The organism is Mesorhizobium onobrychidis, from assembly GCF_024707545.1.
GTDB lineage: Bacteria > Pseudomonadota > Alphaproteobacteria > Rhizobiales > Rhizobiaceae > Mesorhizobium > Mesorhizobium onobrychidis.
Map to the genome: position 1 here is coordinate 6,510,582 of NZ_CP062229.1, position 16,422 is coordinate 6,527,003.

Here is a 16,422-nt window from a genome sequence, read left to right on the forward strand (position 1 = left end):
ATAGGCGACGCTATCGTCCGCGTACCTGAAGATACGAAAGTTAAGGTCTCTCTCTCGTTGGGGAAACGAACGACAAGGCACAGCCATTTCCAATCGAAGACGGGCAAAGTTAAACTGATGCGCAGCATCTACGTGCTGCCGATGATGACATCGACGCAGTGTTACTCCGCATCCTTGGTATACCCCGGTGCCTGGCTTCGGCACGACACGCTAGGCCGCGACAGCCAGACAGGATTCGTGTTCCTCTAGCGATAGAGTAGATGGACACCCGGCGATCGGGTGGCGAGCCATGGGTGGACTTACCAACTCTCTGCCTCGATTACTCGGAATCTGAGCCTCCCAGGCTTTGGGGCCTGTCCGGTATGTTGGCCGTCAAACCTTCTTTTCTGGCCTTGGCAAACGCTCGGTCGCCTTCCAGAAACCCCGCCAGCATAAATGGAATGAGTTCGGCCACCGTTTCCGACTCGCCGTAGGTCTCCCGGTAAAGCGCCGCATAGTCCTGGAGCGCTTGGCTCAGATCCGCGCTAACGGTGATAGTGATCTTGGAAGGCGTCCGGTCTGGAAGCTTTCCCAATTTCAGGTTGGCCATGACTACTCCTGTTCAACTCGGGTACTCCCGCAGCACGAGATCCTTGTGTACGACAACGCGCAGCGGCCAACCGGGGCGGACGGTGATGGTGGGTTGAATATTGAGGTTCTTTTCGGTGATGCGCTGGCCGGCCCGACTGACGTTCTGCTGGGCGGATTCGCGGATTGCCTTCACCAGATCGCTTTCGTCTTCCCCGAGGCTCAATTCCGTGCCGACGCCAAGCAATGTGGCTAATGCAACTCCCTTGATCAGCTGCCAGGTGTGGAAATCCACCTTGTCCTCAAGGCCAGCATAGCCGGCAGTGTCTGTCGCGGGCAGATTGTCGATTTCGATTGACGAGCCGTCGGGCAGCAAAATGCGTTGCCAGACCAGCAGCGCGCGTCTTTGCCCGAAGGCGACAACGCTGTCATAGGTGCCGATCAGGCGAGACCCCTGTGGGATAAGCAAGATACTGCCGGTGACCGTGTCGTGCACATTCTCGGTGACCTGTGCGACGACGAGGCCGGGCACGTCGGAATTGATGCCGGTGATCAGGCTTGCTGCGATCACGCTGCCGGCCATCAGCTGATACGGCGAAGCCGGCGTCTGCAAGGAATGCGGGTTGTAGATCCCGCTTGTGTTCCGCTGGCTGATAAAATCGAGCTTGCGCTGCTGATTGTTCTGGTCGCTCTCGGCCGGGGCAACGGAAGCCGACGCGCGTGCGGCATCGGATTGCCGAAGCGGCTCAATTGGCCTCTGCACATCCTGCCCACTGCCGGCGACGTCTATCTGCCGGGATCGATTCTCGACCGAAAAAAAGACTTGCGATTCACGTGCCTCAATCGCCTGATGAGCAAGGCGCTGTTCCTCGTCGGAAATCTCGTGCCCCGGCGCGATGCCGAGCTGGCGCTGGCGTTCGAGGATCGGCCGACCCAGATCGCCTGGTAATGGCGGGCCGAGCACAGGCGCGTTCGGCTTCATGCCGGAATAGTCTCTTGGAAGCGTTTCAAGTCCCTCGGCGGTTGGCTTGCGCTGGGTGTTGTAAAGCTCTTCCGCCTGCTCTTTGATGCGCAGTGCCGGTCCCTGCAACGCCAGGATAGTGACGCCGAATATGGCGCTGGATCCAAGTGCAGCGATCGCGATGATAACACCGCGCTTGAACCGCACCGCACGACGGGGTGAGGCCCGTAACTGCAGCTGTTCGGGATCGAGTTTCGGCGGAGCATTGGAGTGGGAAGTATCGGTCATGAGCGCTTCCCCCTCACCTGCCGGAACGCGCAAAAAGTGCTATCCGCCGGGGCGGTTGCCGGCCGTCAGTTCTGGTGATGCGGACCACCTGCTGCTGCTTGGCGCCGAGCCGCAGTTCGGCCGCGGCAAAGAGGCGATCGACGATGTAATAGTTGCCGCGCATGCGGTAATTGACGAGCTGGCTGTCTCCGTCAGCTCCGACGACGAAAAGCGGCGGCGCCTCGCCCTGATCGATGCGGCGCGGGAATTCGATATAGACCTTGCTGCCATCGTCGAAGGCACGCGTCGGCCTCCAAGGCGGCGAGTCGCCAGCGATCGAATAGCGGAAGCGGATATTCTCGAGCGCCAGATTCGACGCCACCGGCATGGCTGCCTCGGCTTGAGCGTTGCTCCGGCGAAGCGCGATGATCTGGTCCTCGCTGTAGGTCCAGGAAATCGCCGCCATAGCCGTCTTTTCCGTGCTTTGAAGCTGCAGGTGATAGGTCCGCCGGTTGGTGCTGATGACCAGATTGGTGCTGAGCCCCGATGCGAAGGGCTTCACCAGCACATGGGTTCGCTGGTTGTCGCCGGATCCACTGACGGTGTCGCCAATCACCCAGCGCACCGTGTCGCCGGCCGAGACGGATGAGAGTTTCTCGCCTGGTTGCAGCGCGATGTCGACGACGCGCTCGGGTGCGGCGTAGAGCTGGTAAAGTGCGCCTTCCGTGTAGGGATAGACCTGTACCGCGTTGACATAGCCATACTTGGTGGGCTGCTGCGTCGCCGCCTTGTTGGCATCTGCGACACGTTCTTCAGGGGAGCGCTTGTCTGCAACGATTTTGCCCGGTTCGGGCTGCAGTTGGCCGGGTAGCGGCAGGGGCTTTGGCACCTCGACGACCTTGACCGGCTTTTCCGGGGCCTTTTCAATTGCCGCCGGTTTGAACTCAGCAGCGTCATAAGAAATCTGAGGTGGCGGTACCGGCTTCGCTGCACAGGCGCAGAGGACCGCTGCCGACGCCGATAGAATCAGCGCGGCACGGACCGAGGACATTTTATTCTTCATTGGCGGACTCCTTCGGGGAAACGGGTGTCGGCGCGGCGCTGTCGAGTTCGCGCGACCAGTCGATGGCATTGATGAAGACGCCAAGGGGATTTCGGCGCAGCTGGTCTGCATTGCTTGGCGGGCGGATCACCACTGTAAGGATCGCGGTCCAGCGACTGGTGCTGGCAAGGCTGCCGCGCTCATAGACCTGTTCGGCCCACTTGACCTGGAAGGAGTTGTCGGAGGCTCTCACGACACTGGTGACCTGCACCGAAACACTGCGCGTACCGATCTTTCCGAACGGGTCGTTCGCCTTTGCGTATTCATTGAGGAAAAGAGCGGCACGGTCGGTGGCGAAATCGTAGGCCGAAAGCCAGTTCTGGCGCACCAGCACCGGATCGGTGGAGATGGCGCGGACATTCGAAACGAATCGGCCGAGGTGCCAGGCAATTTGTGCATCCGACGGCTCGTAGTTCTGGATCGCTGGTGCGACGGCGCGTGCTTCGCCGAACCGGTCGACCTCGACGACGTAGGGAACGTCGCGGCTTTGCATCGATTGCCACATCAGCCCGCCGGAAAGCCCGATCGCCAGTGCCAGGCTGCCGAAGGCCATGAGCCGCCAGTTCCTGGCTTGAACGCGGGCGGACCCGATACGCTCATCCCAGAGCTGGCCGGCCTTTTGATACGGTGTGACGGGTTCGGGTGTCTTCCCGTAACGCTGAACGGGTCGCTTGAAGAGCATCTAGTCGTCCTTATCGTTGAGGGAGGGATTGGCGCTGCCGCCCGGCCGATCGCCCTCACGGAGGGCTTGCATCGCGGTGTGACGATGGGCTCGCGCGGTCTGTTCGGCACGAAGGCGCCTCGCCCAGGTCGGCGCAGTGTCGGAGCTCGCAGCGGCAGGACTTCCGGTCATTGACGCGGTCGGCGTACCGCCGGTCGCAGTCCAGGCGACCTCACGGCCGGCATCGGCGCTGCGCCTGACAGGTTCGGCAGCTGATCGCGCTCTGCCTATCGCGGCGCCGGCGACGGCACTTGTGACGCCGTGCATTCCAGCAGCTACGCCGGAAAGGCCGGAGTCGGGCGAGGTTGCACGTCCGATCTGCCAAGCCGTGGAAGCAGCCGATCCCATGGTTGTGCCGGCGCGGACTGCGGCAAGACTGCCGCCGGTTGCCATGCGCGCGCCGGCAAACGCCGCACCTCCGGCAACGAGCGATGCACCAGCGGCGGCCGCCGTGGTTCCGAGCGCGGCGCCCGCGCCAAGCTGCGGTGCACCAGAGACAAGACCCGAGGCGATCCCCGGCCCGAAGACGCCAAGCCCAAGCAGGGCCAGCGCGCCAAGCACCTGTGCCATGGCGGCGGCCAGATCCGGCTCCTTGCCTTGCAGCGCGGAAGCGAACTCGCCGAAGAGCGTGGAGCCGATGCCGACGATGACGGCGAGCACCATGACCTTTATGCCCGATGAGATCACATTGCCGAGCACGCGCTCGGCCAGAAAGGCCGACCGATTCCAGAGTGCGAAAGGCACCAGAATGAAACCGGCCAGCGTCGTGAGCTTGAACTCCAGGATGGTAATGAAGAGCTGGATGGAAAGAATGAAGAAGGCGATGATGACCAGGAACCAGGCCACAAGCAGCACGAAGATGGTGAGCGCGTTGCCGAAGAACTCGGGGAAGCCAAGAAGCCGGCTTGCGTGATCGAGCAGCGGCCAGGCGCCCTCGAAGCCAGCGGCGGCAATGCGGCCGGGGCGCAGGAGATTGTCCGGGGAGAGAGTGCCTGATGAGGCGTTTATGCCGAGGCCGGCAAAGGAGCGGTAGATGAGGTCGGAGAGATTCTTGAAATTGTTCAGGATGAAGGCGAAGACGCCGACATAAAGCACCTTCCGGGTGAGCCGCCCGAGAACATTGGGTTCGCCGCCGAGCGCCCAGGCCAGGCCTGCCAGTGTGATGTCGATGCCGATCAGGATCGTAGTTAGGAAGGCGACGTCGCCCGAAAGCAGGCCGAACCCGCTATCAATATAGCGGATGAAGGTCTCCATGAAGCGATCAATGACGCCGAGGTCGTTCATGCCGCCGCCTTCCTCGTTCGAAGAGATGCTTGTCAGTTGCCGGGATAGGCTGTGCCGGAGCCAAGGAAGCGCCGCGTGGTCTCGCGGGCAGCTTCCTCGGACTGCGCCTTGCGCGCCGCATCCTCAGCCTCAGCCCGAAACTGCGTCGCGAGCAGCGTCTGGATCTGCATCTGCTGCTTGGTGGAGAGGGCGATGAGCTGGTTGGTGGCCTGGCTTGCCTGAAGCGAACCGGCCGCGCCTTGGCTGCGGTTGACGAGATCGGACAGCAGGTCGCCATCGGTACGGACGTTCTCGACAATCTGCGACTGGACGCCCATGGTCTGGCGGAATGCCTGCATCGCGCTCTGCCAGCGCTCGCGCGCGGCGCTCGCCACGTCGCTGACCTTGATCGCGGCGTCGTAGCTTTCCGGATATTGCTTGCGCCACTGGTCTTGAAGCTGGTCGAGATCAAAGCTCAGCCCGCTCGCCTGCTCCATCAACCCGTCGACGCGATGGAGCGCGCCGGTGAGTTGACCAACCGAGGAAAAGTCCAGACGCTGAAGGTTGCGCGCCATGTTCTGCAGCATGGTCGCCTGGTTTTGCAGCGACTGAATCTGGTTGTTGATCTGCTCCAGCGAGCGTGCCGCCGTCAGCACGTTCTGCGCATAGTTCGACGGATCGAACACGATCAGGGCGGAGGCCGGCTGGATGTAGTCGGCCATCGGTTTGGCGATCAGGGAAACGGTGATCAGGCTGGTGAGAAGGCGGCGCCGCATCATGACGATTGCTCCTTGTTTGGTTGATGGAATTGCCGGAGAAGCTCGGCGGCCCAATCGAGGCCGCGTGCGCTCAGGAAACGCGATGCAAAGCTGTCCTGCCCGTGCTCGGACAGGATGGTGTCGATCAGGCTCTGAGTGGCCGGATCGGAAGTGCCGCACAGCGCCAGAGCAATGGGGCCAAGCCCGAGTTCGAAGAGACGGTTGCCACGGCGCGACTGCAAATAGTAATGGCGCTTCGGCGTGGCGCGGGCGATCAGTTCGATCTGCCGCTCGTTCAGACCGAAGCGCTCGTAGGCCGCCCGCGCCTGCGGTTCCACGGCACGGTCATTGGGAAGAAAAATGCGCTGTGGACAGCTCTCGATGATCACCGGCGCGATCGAAGAGCCTGCAATGTCGGCAAGCGACTGCGTCGCGAAGACAACCGACACGTTCCGCTTTCGCAGCACCTTCAGCCACTCGCGGATGCGGGCGGCAAAGAGCTGGTTGTCGAGATACACCCACGCCTCATCGAGCATGAGCAGCGTCGGCCGACCGTCGAAGCGCTCCTCGAGCCGGTGGAACAGATAGGTGAGCACCGGCACAACGGCGCCTTCCTGATGCATCAACTCCTCGGTCTCGAAACACTGCACATCCGACAGAGCCAGCCGATCATCATCAGCATCGAGCAGCCGGCCGAAGGGGCCGTCCAGCGTGTAGGGCATCAATGCAGACTTCAGTTCATTGGACTGAAGCAGGATCGACAGGCCGGTCAGCGTACGTTCCTGCGCCGGCGCGGTGGCAAGGCTGGTCAGTGCCGACCAGATCGCCTCCTTCACCTCCGGCGTAACGGTGACGTTCTCATGGGCAATGAGGCCGGTGATCCATTCTGCTGCCCAGGTGCAGATAACCTGCTTGTCGATGTTACGCAGCGGCTGAAAGGCAGACGTGCTGTCGGCGCCTAGCGCGTGGTGCTCTCCACCCATGGCAAGCGTTGCGGCACGCGCGGAATTGCCCTTGTCGAAGACGTACACCTGCGCGCCGGCATAGCGTCGGAACTGCAGAGCAATCAGGCCAAGCAGAACCGACTTGCCGGCACCGGTCGGACCAACGACCAACATATGGCCGACATCGTCGACATTGGTGGAAAGCCGGAACGGTGTCGACCCGCTGGCCTGGGCAAACAGAAGCGGCGGGGCCTCCCGCTGGGTGATCTTGGCCAGATGCTCGTTCGCCGCCGGGCCGGCCCACACCGACGACAGCGGCATGAGATGGGCAAGGTTCAGCGTGTGAACGAGCGGCTGGCGAATGTTGGCATAGACATGACCGGGCAACGAGCCGAGCCACGCCTCGACCGCATTGGTGCTTTCACGGATTGTGGTGAAGCCGAGGCCGTTGACGATGCGTTCGACCGCGCGAAGTTTTTCCGCGGCGGCTTGGTGATCCTCGTCCCACACCGTCACCGTTGTCGTGAGGTAGCCGAAGCCGACGTGATCGCCGCCCAAAGCCTGAAGTGCTGCGTCGGCATCGAGTGCCTTGTTATCGGCATCGCTGTCGAGGAGCGGGACGGGTTCATTGCTCACGACCTCGCGCAGGATGGCCGCAATCGACTTGCGCTTGGCAAACCACTGCCGCCGCAAGCGCGTCAGTGTCTTTGTGGCTTGCGTCTTGCCGAGCGGAATGAAGCGCGTCATCCAGCGATAGGCGAATTCCTGATGATTGAGCGCATCGAGGATTCCGGGCCGCGCGACGTTTGGGAAACCGAGGATTGTGAGCGTGCGCAGGTGCTGGTCGCCCAGCATCGGCTCCAAGCCACCGGTAAGCGGCGCATCGACGAGGACGCCGTCGAGATACATCGTTGTTTCTGGCACGGCCACTGGATGGCGGCCGGTCGAGATTGTGCCGTGGAGATAAGTCAGCGTCTCTGCATCGTCGAGAACGCGCACTTCGGGCATGAAGCCCGACAGAAGATCCAGAACCCGGTCGGTCTCGTCACGGAACCGCGCCAACTCCTGATGCCAGTCTCTCGCGCCTTCGCAACGATGCGCATCGACCAGCGCGCTTTCGGCACGTGCCTGGCCATCCGGCGGCGGCATGAACAGCAAGGTCAGGTGATGACGGCTCTCGAAGTGCGCGACCTTGCCCTCGAACGCCGCGCGCCGTTCTTCGTCGACCAGCCATGACGCTGCGTCGGGAAAACGCGAGCTCGGATAGTCCAGCGCTTCGATGCGCTCGGCCTCAAAGAACAATGCCCAGCCGGAGCCGAGCCTTCTCAGCGCATTGTTCGCCCGCGCGCATATGCCGACAAGTTCCGCTTCCGTCGCGCTTTCGAGATCGGGCCCGCGGAACCGGAAGGTCCGCTGAAAGCTGCCGTCCTTGTTGAGCACGATGCCTGGCGCGACCAATGCGGCCCAGGGCAGATGGTCGGCAAGCCTTTCGGCTTTGCTGCGGTATTCTGAAAGCTTCAGCATCCAAACCAACCCTTCTGACGAAGATGACGGACAAGCACGCCCGCGAAGTCCGGATCGCGTCTTGCGGCAAAGACCGCGAGCGTGTGTCCCGCGATCCAAAGCGCCAGCCCGGCAATCCACTGCTGCAAGCCAAGGCCGATGGCGGCGGCCACTGTGCCATTGAGGATCGCCACGGCTCGCGGCGCACCGCCCAGCAGGATCGGTTCGGTCAGGGCCTGGTGAACGGGAACTTCAAAGCCCTCGATATGCTGCTGTCCGCTCGCCATCAGACGAGCGCTCCGCCGCCGAAGGAGAAGAAGGAGAGGAAAAAGCTCGATGCCGCGAAGGCGATCGACAGGCCGAAGACGATCTGGATCAGCCTGCGGAAGCCGCCTGCCGTGTCACCGAAGGCAAGCGTCAGGCCGGTGGTGATGATGATGATCACCGCGATGATCTTGGCGACCGGTCCCTGCACCGACTCCAGGATCTGCTGCAGCGGCTGTTCCCAAGGCATCCCGGAGCCAGCCGCATGAGCCTGGGCTGTGAGAAGAAACACGAGCGCGGCTGACGAACAAACGCGAAGCTTATTGCGCATGGAAGTGACCTTTCAAAATTGCTGAAGTTGCGGGAGCGTGAGTTGGGTGACGGCGTAATCGCCGCTGCCGTCGAGGCCACCGACCTCGGCGATAGCCTCAATGCGACGCGACGAGCCGCGCCCCGCGATGAACACGATCAGGTCGACGGCATCGGCGATGAGGCGGCGCGGAACGGTGACAACTGCTTCCTGTGCGAGCTGCTCGATACGGTAGAGGGCGGCGCGGGCCGAATTGGCGTGGACCGTGGCGATGCCGCCGGGGTGCCCGGTATTCCATGCCTTCAGCATGTCGAGTGCTTCCGCGCCCCGGACTTCGCCGACAATGATGCGGTCGGGTCGGAGCCGCAGCGTTGAGCGCACCAGATCGGCGAGTGTGACCGAACCCCGCCTCGTCCTCAAGGCAACGCAATCTCTCGCTGCGCATTGCAGTTCGCGCGTGTCCTCGAGCAGGATCACCCGCTCGTCACATTTTGCGACCTCCGCCAGCAGCGCATTGGCAAGCGTTGTCTTGCCCGAAGACGTGCCGCCGGCGACCAGGATGTTGCGCCGTTCGCGAACGGCCCTCTTGAGCGCATCGACCTGCAGCGGCAGCATGATTCGGTCCGCGACATAGTCGGCCAGCGTGTAGAGCTTTGCCGCTGGTTTACGGATGGCAAAACATGGGGCGAGCACGACCGGCGGCAGCAGGCCCTCGAAGCGCTCGCCCGACGGCAGTTCGGCACTGACAATCGGATTGTCCGCATGCGCCTCGACCCGCACATGGGAGGCGACCAGGCGGATGATGCGTTCCGCCTCGGAAGGGTGCATATGCACGCCCGTATTGACTCGACCCTCGCCCAGCCGGTCGAGCCGCAGTGCACCGTCGGGATTGACCATCACCTCGATGACGGATGGTTCGGCAAGGGCTTCGGTGATCGCCGGCCCCATGGCAGTGCGCAGCATGGCACGGCGGCGATGGTCGGCTTCCGGATGAGAACTCATTGTTCCCCTTCCCCGCTATTGTCGCTAACAAGCGACCGTTTCCCGGAAGCGATCTGGCGGCCGACCTGCTCGACGAATTTATCGAAGCGCTCTTGGGCAATCGCTTGCGTCGCCTTGTCCGGCACCGGGGTGTGAGCATGAAGCGTGATCGAAAAGCGGATGAAGAGCGCCAGGCTCTCCAAGATCATCTCGACATCGCGCCTGACATGTCCGACGTCCCGGGAAAGACGGTCGAGCCTCTTGCCGTAGCGCTGGTCGAGTTCATTCTCCCCACGCCGCTCGATAAGGGCCTCGACCGCCTTCGCCACGACCGCTGATTTGGTCGTCGAGGGATTGCGGCTGAGCTTCTCCAGCTTCTCGCTCAATTCGGGCTCAAGCAGAAACTGATGACGAATGCGGTGCGGCTTCATGCGGCTCATTCCAACTGGCCGGCGCTGCTGCGCCGGGTGCGGAAAGAGCATCGGCCAGACACTCGAAATCGCTTATGGCCGTTATCTACGCTGAAATGCGCCTATGCAGCGGAGCTCAGAAGCCGGGCACGATGTCCTTGTCGTCGCCCATTCCTTCATTGATGCCATAGACGCGCGCCGCGGTGGAAATCCGATCCATGACGCGCTTGTCGGCGACCACCTCGCTATCATCGTCGATGGGCTTGAACAGGTCGCCCTGATCAGGCGCTTGGGCAGTGACAGTTTGTTCTTCGGGGAGGCCTGGATGACGCTGCTGCTGGACACCGCCGTCGTCGTCGATCGCTGCGCCGGCGCTTTCATCGTCGGCACCAAGACGGAGGTCGACGCCGCGCACCTGTCCGCTCCAATCATCGGTGCGCGACATAGGCCGGTCCGCATAGGCACCGTTTCGCAGCACCGGCGAAGGCAACACCCGCTCCGTGAAATTCTGATCCTGATAGTAGCGCAGCTTCTTCGCGCGGATCGGCGGCAACCCCGAAACCAACACCAGTTCATCAGTTTGCGGCAGCTGCATCACCTCGCCTGGCGTCAGTAGTGGCCGGGCGGTCTCCTGGCGGCTTACCATGACGTGCGAGAGCCAGGGCGCCAACCGATGGCCGGCATAGTTGCGCATGGATCTGAGTTCCGTCGCCGTGCCAAGTGCGTCCGAGATGCGCTTGGCCGTGCGCTCGTCATTGGAGGAAAAGGCAATCCGCACATGGCAATTGTCGAGAATGGCGTTGTTTTCGCCATAAGCTTTCGAGATCTGATTCAAGGATTGCGCGATCAGATAGGCGCGGATGCCGTAACCGGCCATGAAGGCGAGCGCGGTCTCGAAGAAGTCAAGGCGACCGAGTGCCGGAAACTCGTCCAGCATCATGAGTAGTTGATGCCTCCGGCTCTTTTTTGGATCACCCTCCAGGCGCTCCGTCAGGCGCCTGCCGATCTGATTGAGCACCAGTCGCACCAGCGGCTTTGTGCGCGAGATGTCGGATGGCGGCACGACCAGATAGAGTGACGTCGGTCGCTCGGCATCGAGGAGGTCGGCAATGCGCCAGTCGCAGGCTGATGTCGCTGCCGCCACCGTGGGATCGCGATAGAGGCCGAGAAACGACATGGCGGTCGAAAGAACGCCTGAACGCTCGTTCTCCGACTTGTTCAATACCTCGCGAGCTGCCGAGGCCACGACAGGATGGACCTGGGGCTTATCCGCCGCACCGAGATGGTTGGTCGTCATCATCCGCCGCAGTGTCGCGGCAAACGAGCGTTGAGGGTCCGACAGGAAGGTGGCGACCCGAGCGAGCGTCTTTTCCTCTTCGGCGTAGAGCACATGCAAAATGGCGCCGACCAAGAGTGAGTGACTGGTTTTCTCCCAGTGGCTTCGCCGTTCCAGCGCGCCTTCCGGATCTACCAGAATGTCCGCGATATTCTGGACGTCGCGGACCTCGTCTGGACCTTTTCGTACCTCCAGCAGCGGGTTGTAGCGAGCCGACCTCGGATCGGTCGGATTGAACAGAAGACAGTAGGAGAACTTCGACCGCCAGCCGGACGTCAACTGCCAGTTCTCGCCTTTGATGTCGTGAATGACAGCCGAGCCGGTCCAGGACAGAAGCGTTGGAACAACCAGTCCCACGCCCTTGCCTGATCGTGTTGGGGCAAAGGCCATGACATGCTCGGGCCCGTCATGGCGCAGATAGCGATCCTTCAGCTTGCCTAGGAATACGCCAGCCGGCTGAAACAGCCCTGCCGTCTCAATCTCCTGCGTTGCGGCCCACCTTGACGACCCATAGGTGGTGACCGACCCGAGTTGTCGCGCGCGCCAGAGCGAGCCGGCGATCGCGGCGGCACAGCCCATGAACCCACTGGCGCCGGCAAGCGCACCGGCCTTATCAAAGACCTCGGGCGCATAGGCGTCAAACTGGAACCACCATTCGAACAGTTTCCACGGCTCGTAGATCGGCCAGCCAGCCGCGACTAACCATGGCGCGCCGAGTGGCGACTGATGGCCCAGCATGTGGGCGCACCACTGCGTGGCCGCCCATACGCCGAGTATGACGATTGCGAACACGACGGCGATCTGCCCAATCAGCAACTTCGTAGGCGTCATTGGCTTGCTCCGCTGTTCTGGATGTGTGGGGCAAGCATCGCGCGGCGCGGTATGAACTGAAATGCACACTACGCACGATCAGTTGCGATGAGGGAATGGGCAGGGACTGCTCAGACTGGAAACGCGAGAGGCCAGTGGTGCGCCGGCAAAGACTTGGGACAGCGCCGCTTCGGTTCGCCCCCGGGATACCCAGCCTGTAGCCGAGAGTCGCTCGGCTACAGCATGGCCGCAAGATGCGCTGGTAGCCAAACCGCCGCCGTCCGACGATTATGTCGCCGTTTTGTTCCCGAATAAGCGATTGCGGTAAGAGAACGCTTTAGAAACTCGACTTCGTCGATGTTTTCCTAGATCGCAAACACCGCTTCAATTTTTGCTTCGGTCTAATCAATCGCAGGCATCAACGTTCAGCGCCGCCAATGGTCCGTGCACGCTCACGCTCGCAGAAACACGCGCGTTCGGACGAGCCCACGTAGCACATGCTATGCGAACGGTCGCCGGCGAGTCACGCCCTTCGCTGAAAAAGACTTCGGATGGTCGCGCACAATGTCGATAGACCAATAAAGATATGGCCAGTGGCCGCGGACCTGATCTGGGTCTCGTCGACATCCAAGTGCCGGTGACGCGCACTTGGTCCGGTTGAAGTGTATTTCCGATGGACTGGCGCCATCTATGAGCGCGTCATAATCATTCGACGGTGACCGATTTCGCGAGATTGCGCGGCTGGTCGACATCTTTGCCCATGAAGACCGCCGTGTGGTAGGCGAGAAGCTGTATCGGAAGCGAGAAGATCATCGGCGCGATAATCTCGTCGACGGCCGGCAGTACGATCGTATGCATCGTGTCGAGTTTCGACGCAGCGGCCCCTTTTTCATCGGTTATGAGGATAATCCGCCCTCCACGGGCGGCCGCCTCCTCCATATTGGAGACGGTTTTGTTGAAAAAGCGATCATGTGGCGCGATGACGATCACTGGCATGTTCTCGTCTATCAATGCGATTGGACCATGCTTCAATTCACCAGCCGCGTAGCCTTCAGCATGGATGTAGGAAATCTCCTTGAGCTTCAGCGCACCTTCCATCGCCAGTGGGAAACTGGTGCCGCGGCCGAGATACAGGACGTCACGACACTTTGCCAGTTCGCGCGACAGGAGCTCGATATCTGGCTGGATGCTGTTCAGTACCCGGCCCATGATGCACGGCATTTCGGCAAGGCTCCCGACGAGCGCCTTCACCTCATCTTCGGTTACCGTTCCACGGGCCTTGGCAGCGCTAATGGCGAGTGTGGCAAGTACCGCAAGCTGGCAGGTGAAAGCCTTGGTGGAGGCGACGCCGATCTCCGGGCCGGCAAGGATCGGGAAGACCGCGTCGGCCTCCCGAGCGATGGTCGATTCGCGGGTATTAACGACAGCGCCGGTTTTCAGCCCACGCTCCTTGCAGTACCTTAGGGATGCGAGCGTATCGGCGGTTTCGCCGGACTGCGAAATGAAAAGAGCCGCCGATTGCGGCGGCAACGGGATCTCCCGGTACCGGAATTCGGACGCAACGTCGATTTCGACCGGCAGGCGCGCATAGCGCTCGAACCAGTATTTTGCGATCAGTCCGGCCAGATAGGCGGTGCCGCATGCCGAGATCGCCACGCTCGGGACGCTGGCGAAATCGATGCAAGAAGCCGTATCGACGGAATTCCCTTCGATGTTGATGTAGTGACCGAGCGCACGGGCGATGACCTCGGGCTGCTCGTAAATTTCCTTCTTCATGAAGTGGCGATGGTTGCGCTTATCGGCCAGGTATGCCCCGGCCATTGAAGTCTGGCGCGGACGCTCGACGGGATGGCCATCGAAATCGAAGATATCGGCGCCTGTCTTGCCGATAACGGCCCAGTCACCGTCGACGAGATAGGTGATTGCATTCGTGAAGGGAGCAAGCGCGATGGCGTCGGAGCCCAGGAACATTTCGCCATCGCCGTGACCGATCGCCAGCGGTGGTCCATTGCGCGCCGCCATTATGGTCGACGGATCATCCTCGAAGAGAATGGCAAGCGCGTAGGCGCCCCTGACGCGCTTCAGCATGGTATGCATTGCCTCACCTCGCCCCATGCCCTCCCTGCGGTGTCCTGCTAAGAGATGCACGACGACCTCGGTGTCGGTGTCGGTCTGGAACTTGGCGCCTGCCGCCGCCAGTTCGTCCTTCAATTCGGCGAAATTCTCGATAATCCCGTTATGAACGACGGCCACACCGTCCGTAAAGTGCGGGTGCGCGTTGCGCTCAGTTGGCGCCCCATGAGTTGCCCAGCGCGTGTGTGCGATGCCGATGGTGCCACTCAGCGGCTCTTCCTTCAATCTCGCCTCGAGGTTGAGGAGCTTGCCCTTGGCGCGCCGACAGTGCAACGAGCCCTCGGCGATGGTGGCAACGCCGGCTGAGTCATATCCTCGATATTCGAGACGCTTCAATGCGCCGACCAACCGCTCCGACACCGGCTGGTGCCCGACGATGCCAACAATTCCGCACATGCTCGTCTCCGAATTCTTCCCGGTTGCGTCAGTCGACCCGAAGGGCACCGCCCGGCACCGAGCCTCCTAATAGCAGGTGGTAAACTGGTAAAATCGATTGTTGGGATAGCTGCCATCCAGCCAGTGGATAGGCGAGGACGTGTTTGACCATCCGGCGACGCGGACTGCTCATCTCGGCCATCCGGGTTTCCTGACGCAAAGGTGAGTTTGCATCAACTTCATCTTCCCAGACAGTGAGGAACCAATCAAATTCGCCCGAATTGCCGCGACTTGCGGCTTGGTTCAATGCTTTTCGACCTGCCCAGCGGGACGATTATTCCCTGGCATGGCGTCGCCACTCTGCCGACTTGGGCCATGACGCTGTTCATCCAGCGCGCCGAGCATCGTGATACTCAGACTCTGCACGCCGGGTGGGGAAATTCACCCGCGGCGGTCAACATAGCCAGGCTGCCTACGCTGCCGCCGCAACCGGGCCCTGTCTATCTTGAGCAGGGCCGAATGCCAGGCCCTGCTGATGGCGTTAAGGATAAATTGCATTTCTACCTCGCTATGCAGCCCACGGCATTACCACTCTGCGTCAGGCGACTTGATCGTCCTTCCAAAGATCGCTCTCGATGCGAATCGGGTCGCTATCAGTTCGCTTTTTGGTTGGCTATGCAATGCATTTGAGCGCCGTCCTTCGCACGGCGGTCTTCCGCCCTGCAGCGAGGCGAAGCGGAAGCGGCGCGCAAGACCGCCGTGTCGTCAGCGCGAGTCTTACCGGCTGCAGGCAGCAACGTCACATCTCTCGGGCCGGCGCCATGCTTTGCGGAACTTACGCCGCTCGTTCGCCGGCCATTCCAGTTTTTCGGCGCTGTTCGGGTGGTCAGCCCTCTACGTCATGAGGTCGGGCCGCGGCAACTCGGGCTCCGCCGGCAACAGGCACGCTGCAGGCTCTTACTCACAGTGTTTGTGGCTGCACCGCCAGCGGAAAGTGGGACCCAAGGAAAAGGTGACCTCCGGCTTGCCCACTTGAAGGCCTTGCGTGTCCCGCCAGTGAAAGCAATCCTTCTGTTCGGAAAGCATGCACATGATCCCCAATGCGCTGTGTGTCGAATCATCTCGGCGCAGGCATCGTCGATGCTTCACCTGAAGGCATCGCTGTCAGATCGCCGGCGCCTCGACGAACAGGCTGGTCATTGGCGAGCCCCTCCTGTCCAGTGCAGGCTCGCCGACGATTGCGTCGTGGATGGCGTAATTCTCACCGCGGGGGTTTGGGTCCTGAGATGGGCGGTGCCCGGCAAGTCGGCCTGGGCGTCAGCCAGATACTCGGCGTGTGGAAAACGCACTGTGACCTTCCATCTGGATATTGCGAAGACAAAGCGTAGCGTCGAACAACGAGGGATTTAGACCTTTGTATCCATGGCATCGATGATTTTCATTCAAAGAATCGATTTTCCGATGTTGCCCAGCCCTACTACAAAAGCGCGAAATTCACCCGGTGTCCGGCGCGGGATCGCCGGCCTCGGCTAGATTCAGCCCGAATTGAAGTGGCGGCGATCGAGCAGACGGATCCGACCGATCGCCGAGCTTTTGATGAGCTCGGCTGTGAGAAGGAACTCCAGCAGGCCCGCAAGCTGGGATCGTGGAGAGGGGTCGGGCGGCGACCGAACGATGCCGTCGGGTATTCGAATATGGTGGGATTTGCTCGGCACGG

At 61.6% G+C, this 16,422-nt stretch carries 14 protein-coding genes; all 14 read right to left on the reverse strand.

All coding sequences use genetic code 11. The annotated features are described in order from the left end of the window. Positions 1-319: 319 nt before the first annotated feature. Positions 320-589, reverse strand: a complete 270-nt coding sequence (locus tag IHQ72_RS32170; RefSeq protein ID WP_258119762.1) for a DUF2274 domain-containing protein — start codon at positions 587-589, stop codon at positions 320-322. Between the two features lie 12 nt (positions 590-601). Beyond that, on the reverse strand, positions 602-1,816 hold the full coding sequence (locus tag IHQ72_RS32175) for a TraB/TrbI/VirB10 family type IV secretion system protein (RefSeq protein ID WP_258119764.1): 1,215 nt from the start codon (positions 1,814-1,816) through the stop codon (positions 602-604). 13 nt (positions 1,817-1,829) lie between these two features. Next, positions 1,830-2,858 carry a P-type conjugative transfer protein TrbG gene (trbG, locus tag IHQ72_RS32180; RefSeq protein WP_258119765.1) on the reverse strand — a complete coding sequence of 343 codons (1,029 nt, stop codon included), beginning with the start codon at positions 2,856-2,858 and terminating at the stop codon, positions 1,830-1,832. Continuing rightward, on the reverse strand, positions 2,848-3,579 hold the full coding sequence (gene trbF, locus IHQ72_RS32185) for a conjugal transfer protein TrbF (RefSeq protein ID WP_258119766.1): 732 nt from the start codon (positions 3,577-3,579) through the stop codon (positions 2,848-2,850). Before trbF ends, trbG begins: the two co-directional genes overlap by 11 nt. After that, the gene (trbL, locus tag IHQ72_RS32190) at positions 3,580-4,902 is read right to left on the reverse strand and encodes a P-type conjugative transfer protein TrbL (RefSeq protein WP_258119767.1); all 1,323 of its coding nucleotides are present in this window, start codon (positions 4,900-4,902) and stop codon (positions 3,580-3,582) included. Positions 4,903-4,934: 32 nt separating this feature from the next. Next, positions 4,935-5,660 carry a P-type conjugative transfer protein TrbJ gene (gene trbJ, locus IHQ72_RS32195; protein WP_258119768.1) on the reverse strand — a complete coding sequence of 242 codons (726 nt, stop codon included), beginning with the start codon at positions 5,658-5,660 and terminating at the stop codon, positions 4,935-4,937. Further along, a complete protein-coding gene (trbE, locus tag IHQ72_RS32200) occupies positions 5,657-8,107 on the reverse strand; it encodes a conjugal transfer protein TrbE (protein ID WP_258119769.1) in 2,451 nt (816 codons plus the stop codon). The genes trbJ and trbE overlap by 4 nt, the downstream gene beginning before the upstream one ends. Next, a complete protein-coding gene (locus IHQ72_RS32205) occupies positions 8,101-8,373 on the reverse strand; it encodes a VirB3 family type IV secretion system protein (RefSeq protein ID WP_258119770.1) in 273 nt (90 codons plus the stop codon). Before IHQ72_RS32205 ends, trbE begins: the two co-directional genes overlap by 7 nt. Then, positions 8,373-8,681 (reverse strand): TrbC/VirB2 family type IV secretion system protein, encoded by a 309-nt coding sequence (locus IHQ72_RS32210; protein WP_258119771.1) that lies wholly within the window; start codon positions 8,679-8,681, stop codon positions 8,373-8,375. The genes IHQ72_RS32205 and IHQ72_RS32210 overlap by 1 nt, the downstream gene beginning before the upstream one ends. Before the next feature lie 12 nt (positions 8,682-8,693). Next, a complete protein-coding gene (gene trbB / locus IHQ72_RS32215; protein WP_258119773.1) occupies positions 8,694-9,662 on the reverse strand; it encodes a P-type conjugative transfer ATPase TrbB in 969 nt (322 codons plus the stop codon). Further along, a complete protein-coding gene (locus IHQ72_RS32220; RefSeq protein WP_258119775.1) occupies positions 9,659-10,072 on the reverse strand; it encodes a CopG family transcriptional regulator in 414 nt (137 codons plus the stop codon). Before IHQ72_RS32220 ends, trbB begins: the two co-directional genes overlap by 4 nt. A 115-nt stretch (positions 10,073-10,187) precedes the next feature. Next, complete coding sequence (locus tag IHQ72_RS32225) at positions 10,188-12,218, reverse strand: conjugal transfer protein TraG (protein WP_258119777.1); 2,031 nt, start codon at positions 12,216-12,218, stop codon at positions 10,188-10,190. A 684-nt stretch (positions 12,219-12,902) separates the two neighbouring features. Beyond that, positions 12,903-14,726, reverse strand: coding sequence for a glutamine--fructose-6-phosphate transaminase (isomerizing) (gene glmS / locus IHQ72_RS32230; RefSeq protein WP_258119779.1), 1,824 nt, complete (start codon positions 14,724-14,726; stop codon positions 12,903-12,905). Between the two features lie 28 nt (positions 14,727-14,754). Then, positions 14,755-15,012, reverse strand: coding sequence for a hypothetical protein (locus IHQ72_RS32235; protein WP_258119781.1), 258 nt, complete (start codon positions 15,010-15,012; stop codon positions 14,755-14,757). Between the last annotated feature and the right edge of the window lie 1,410 nt (positions 15,013-16,422).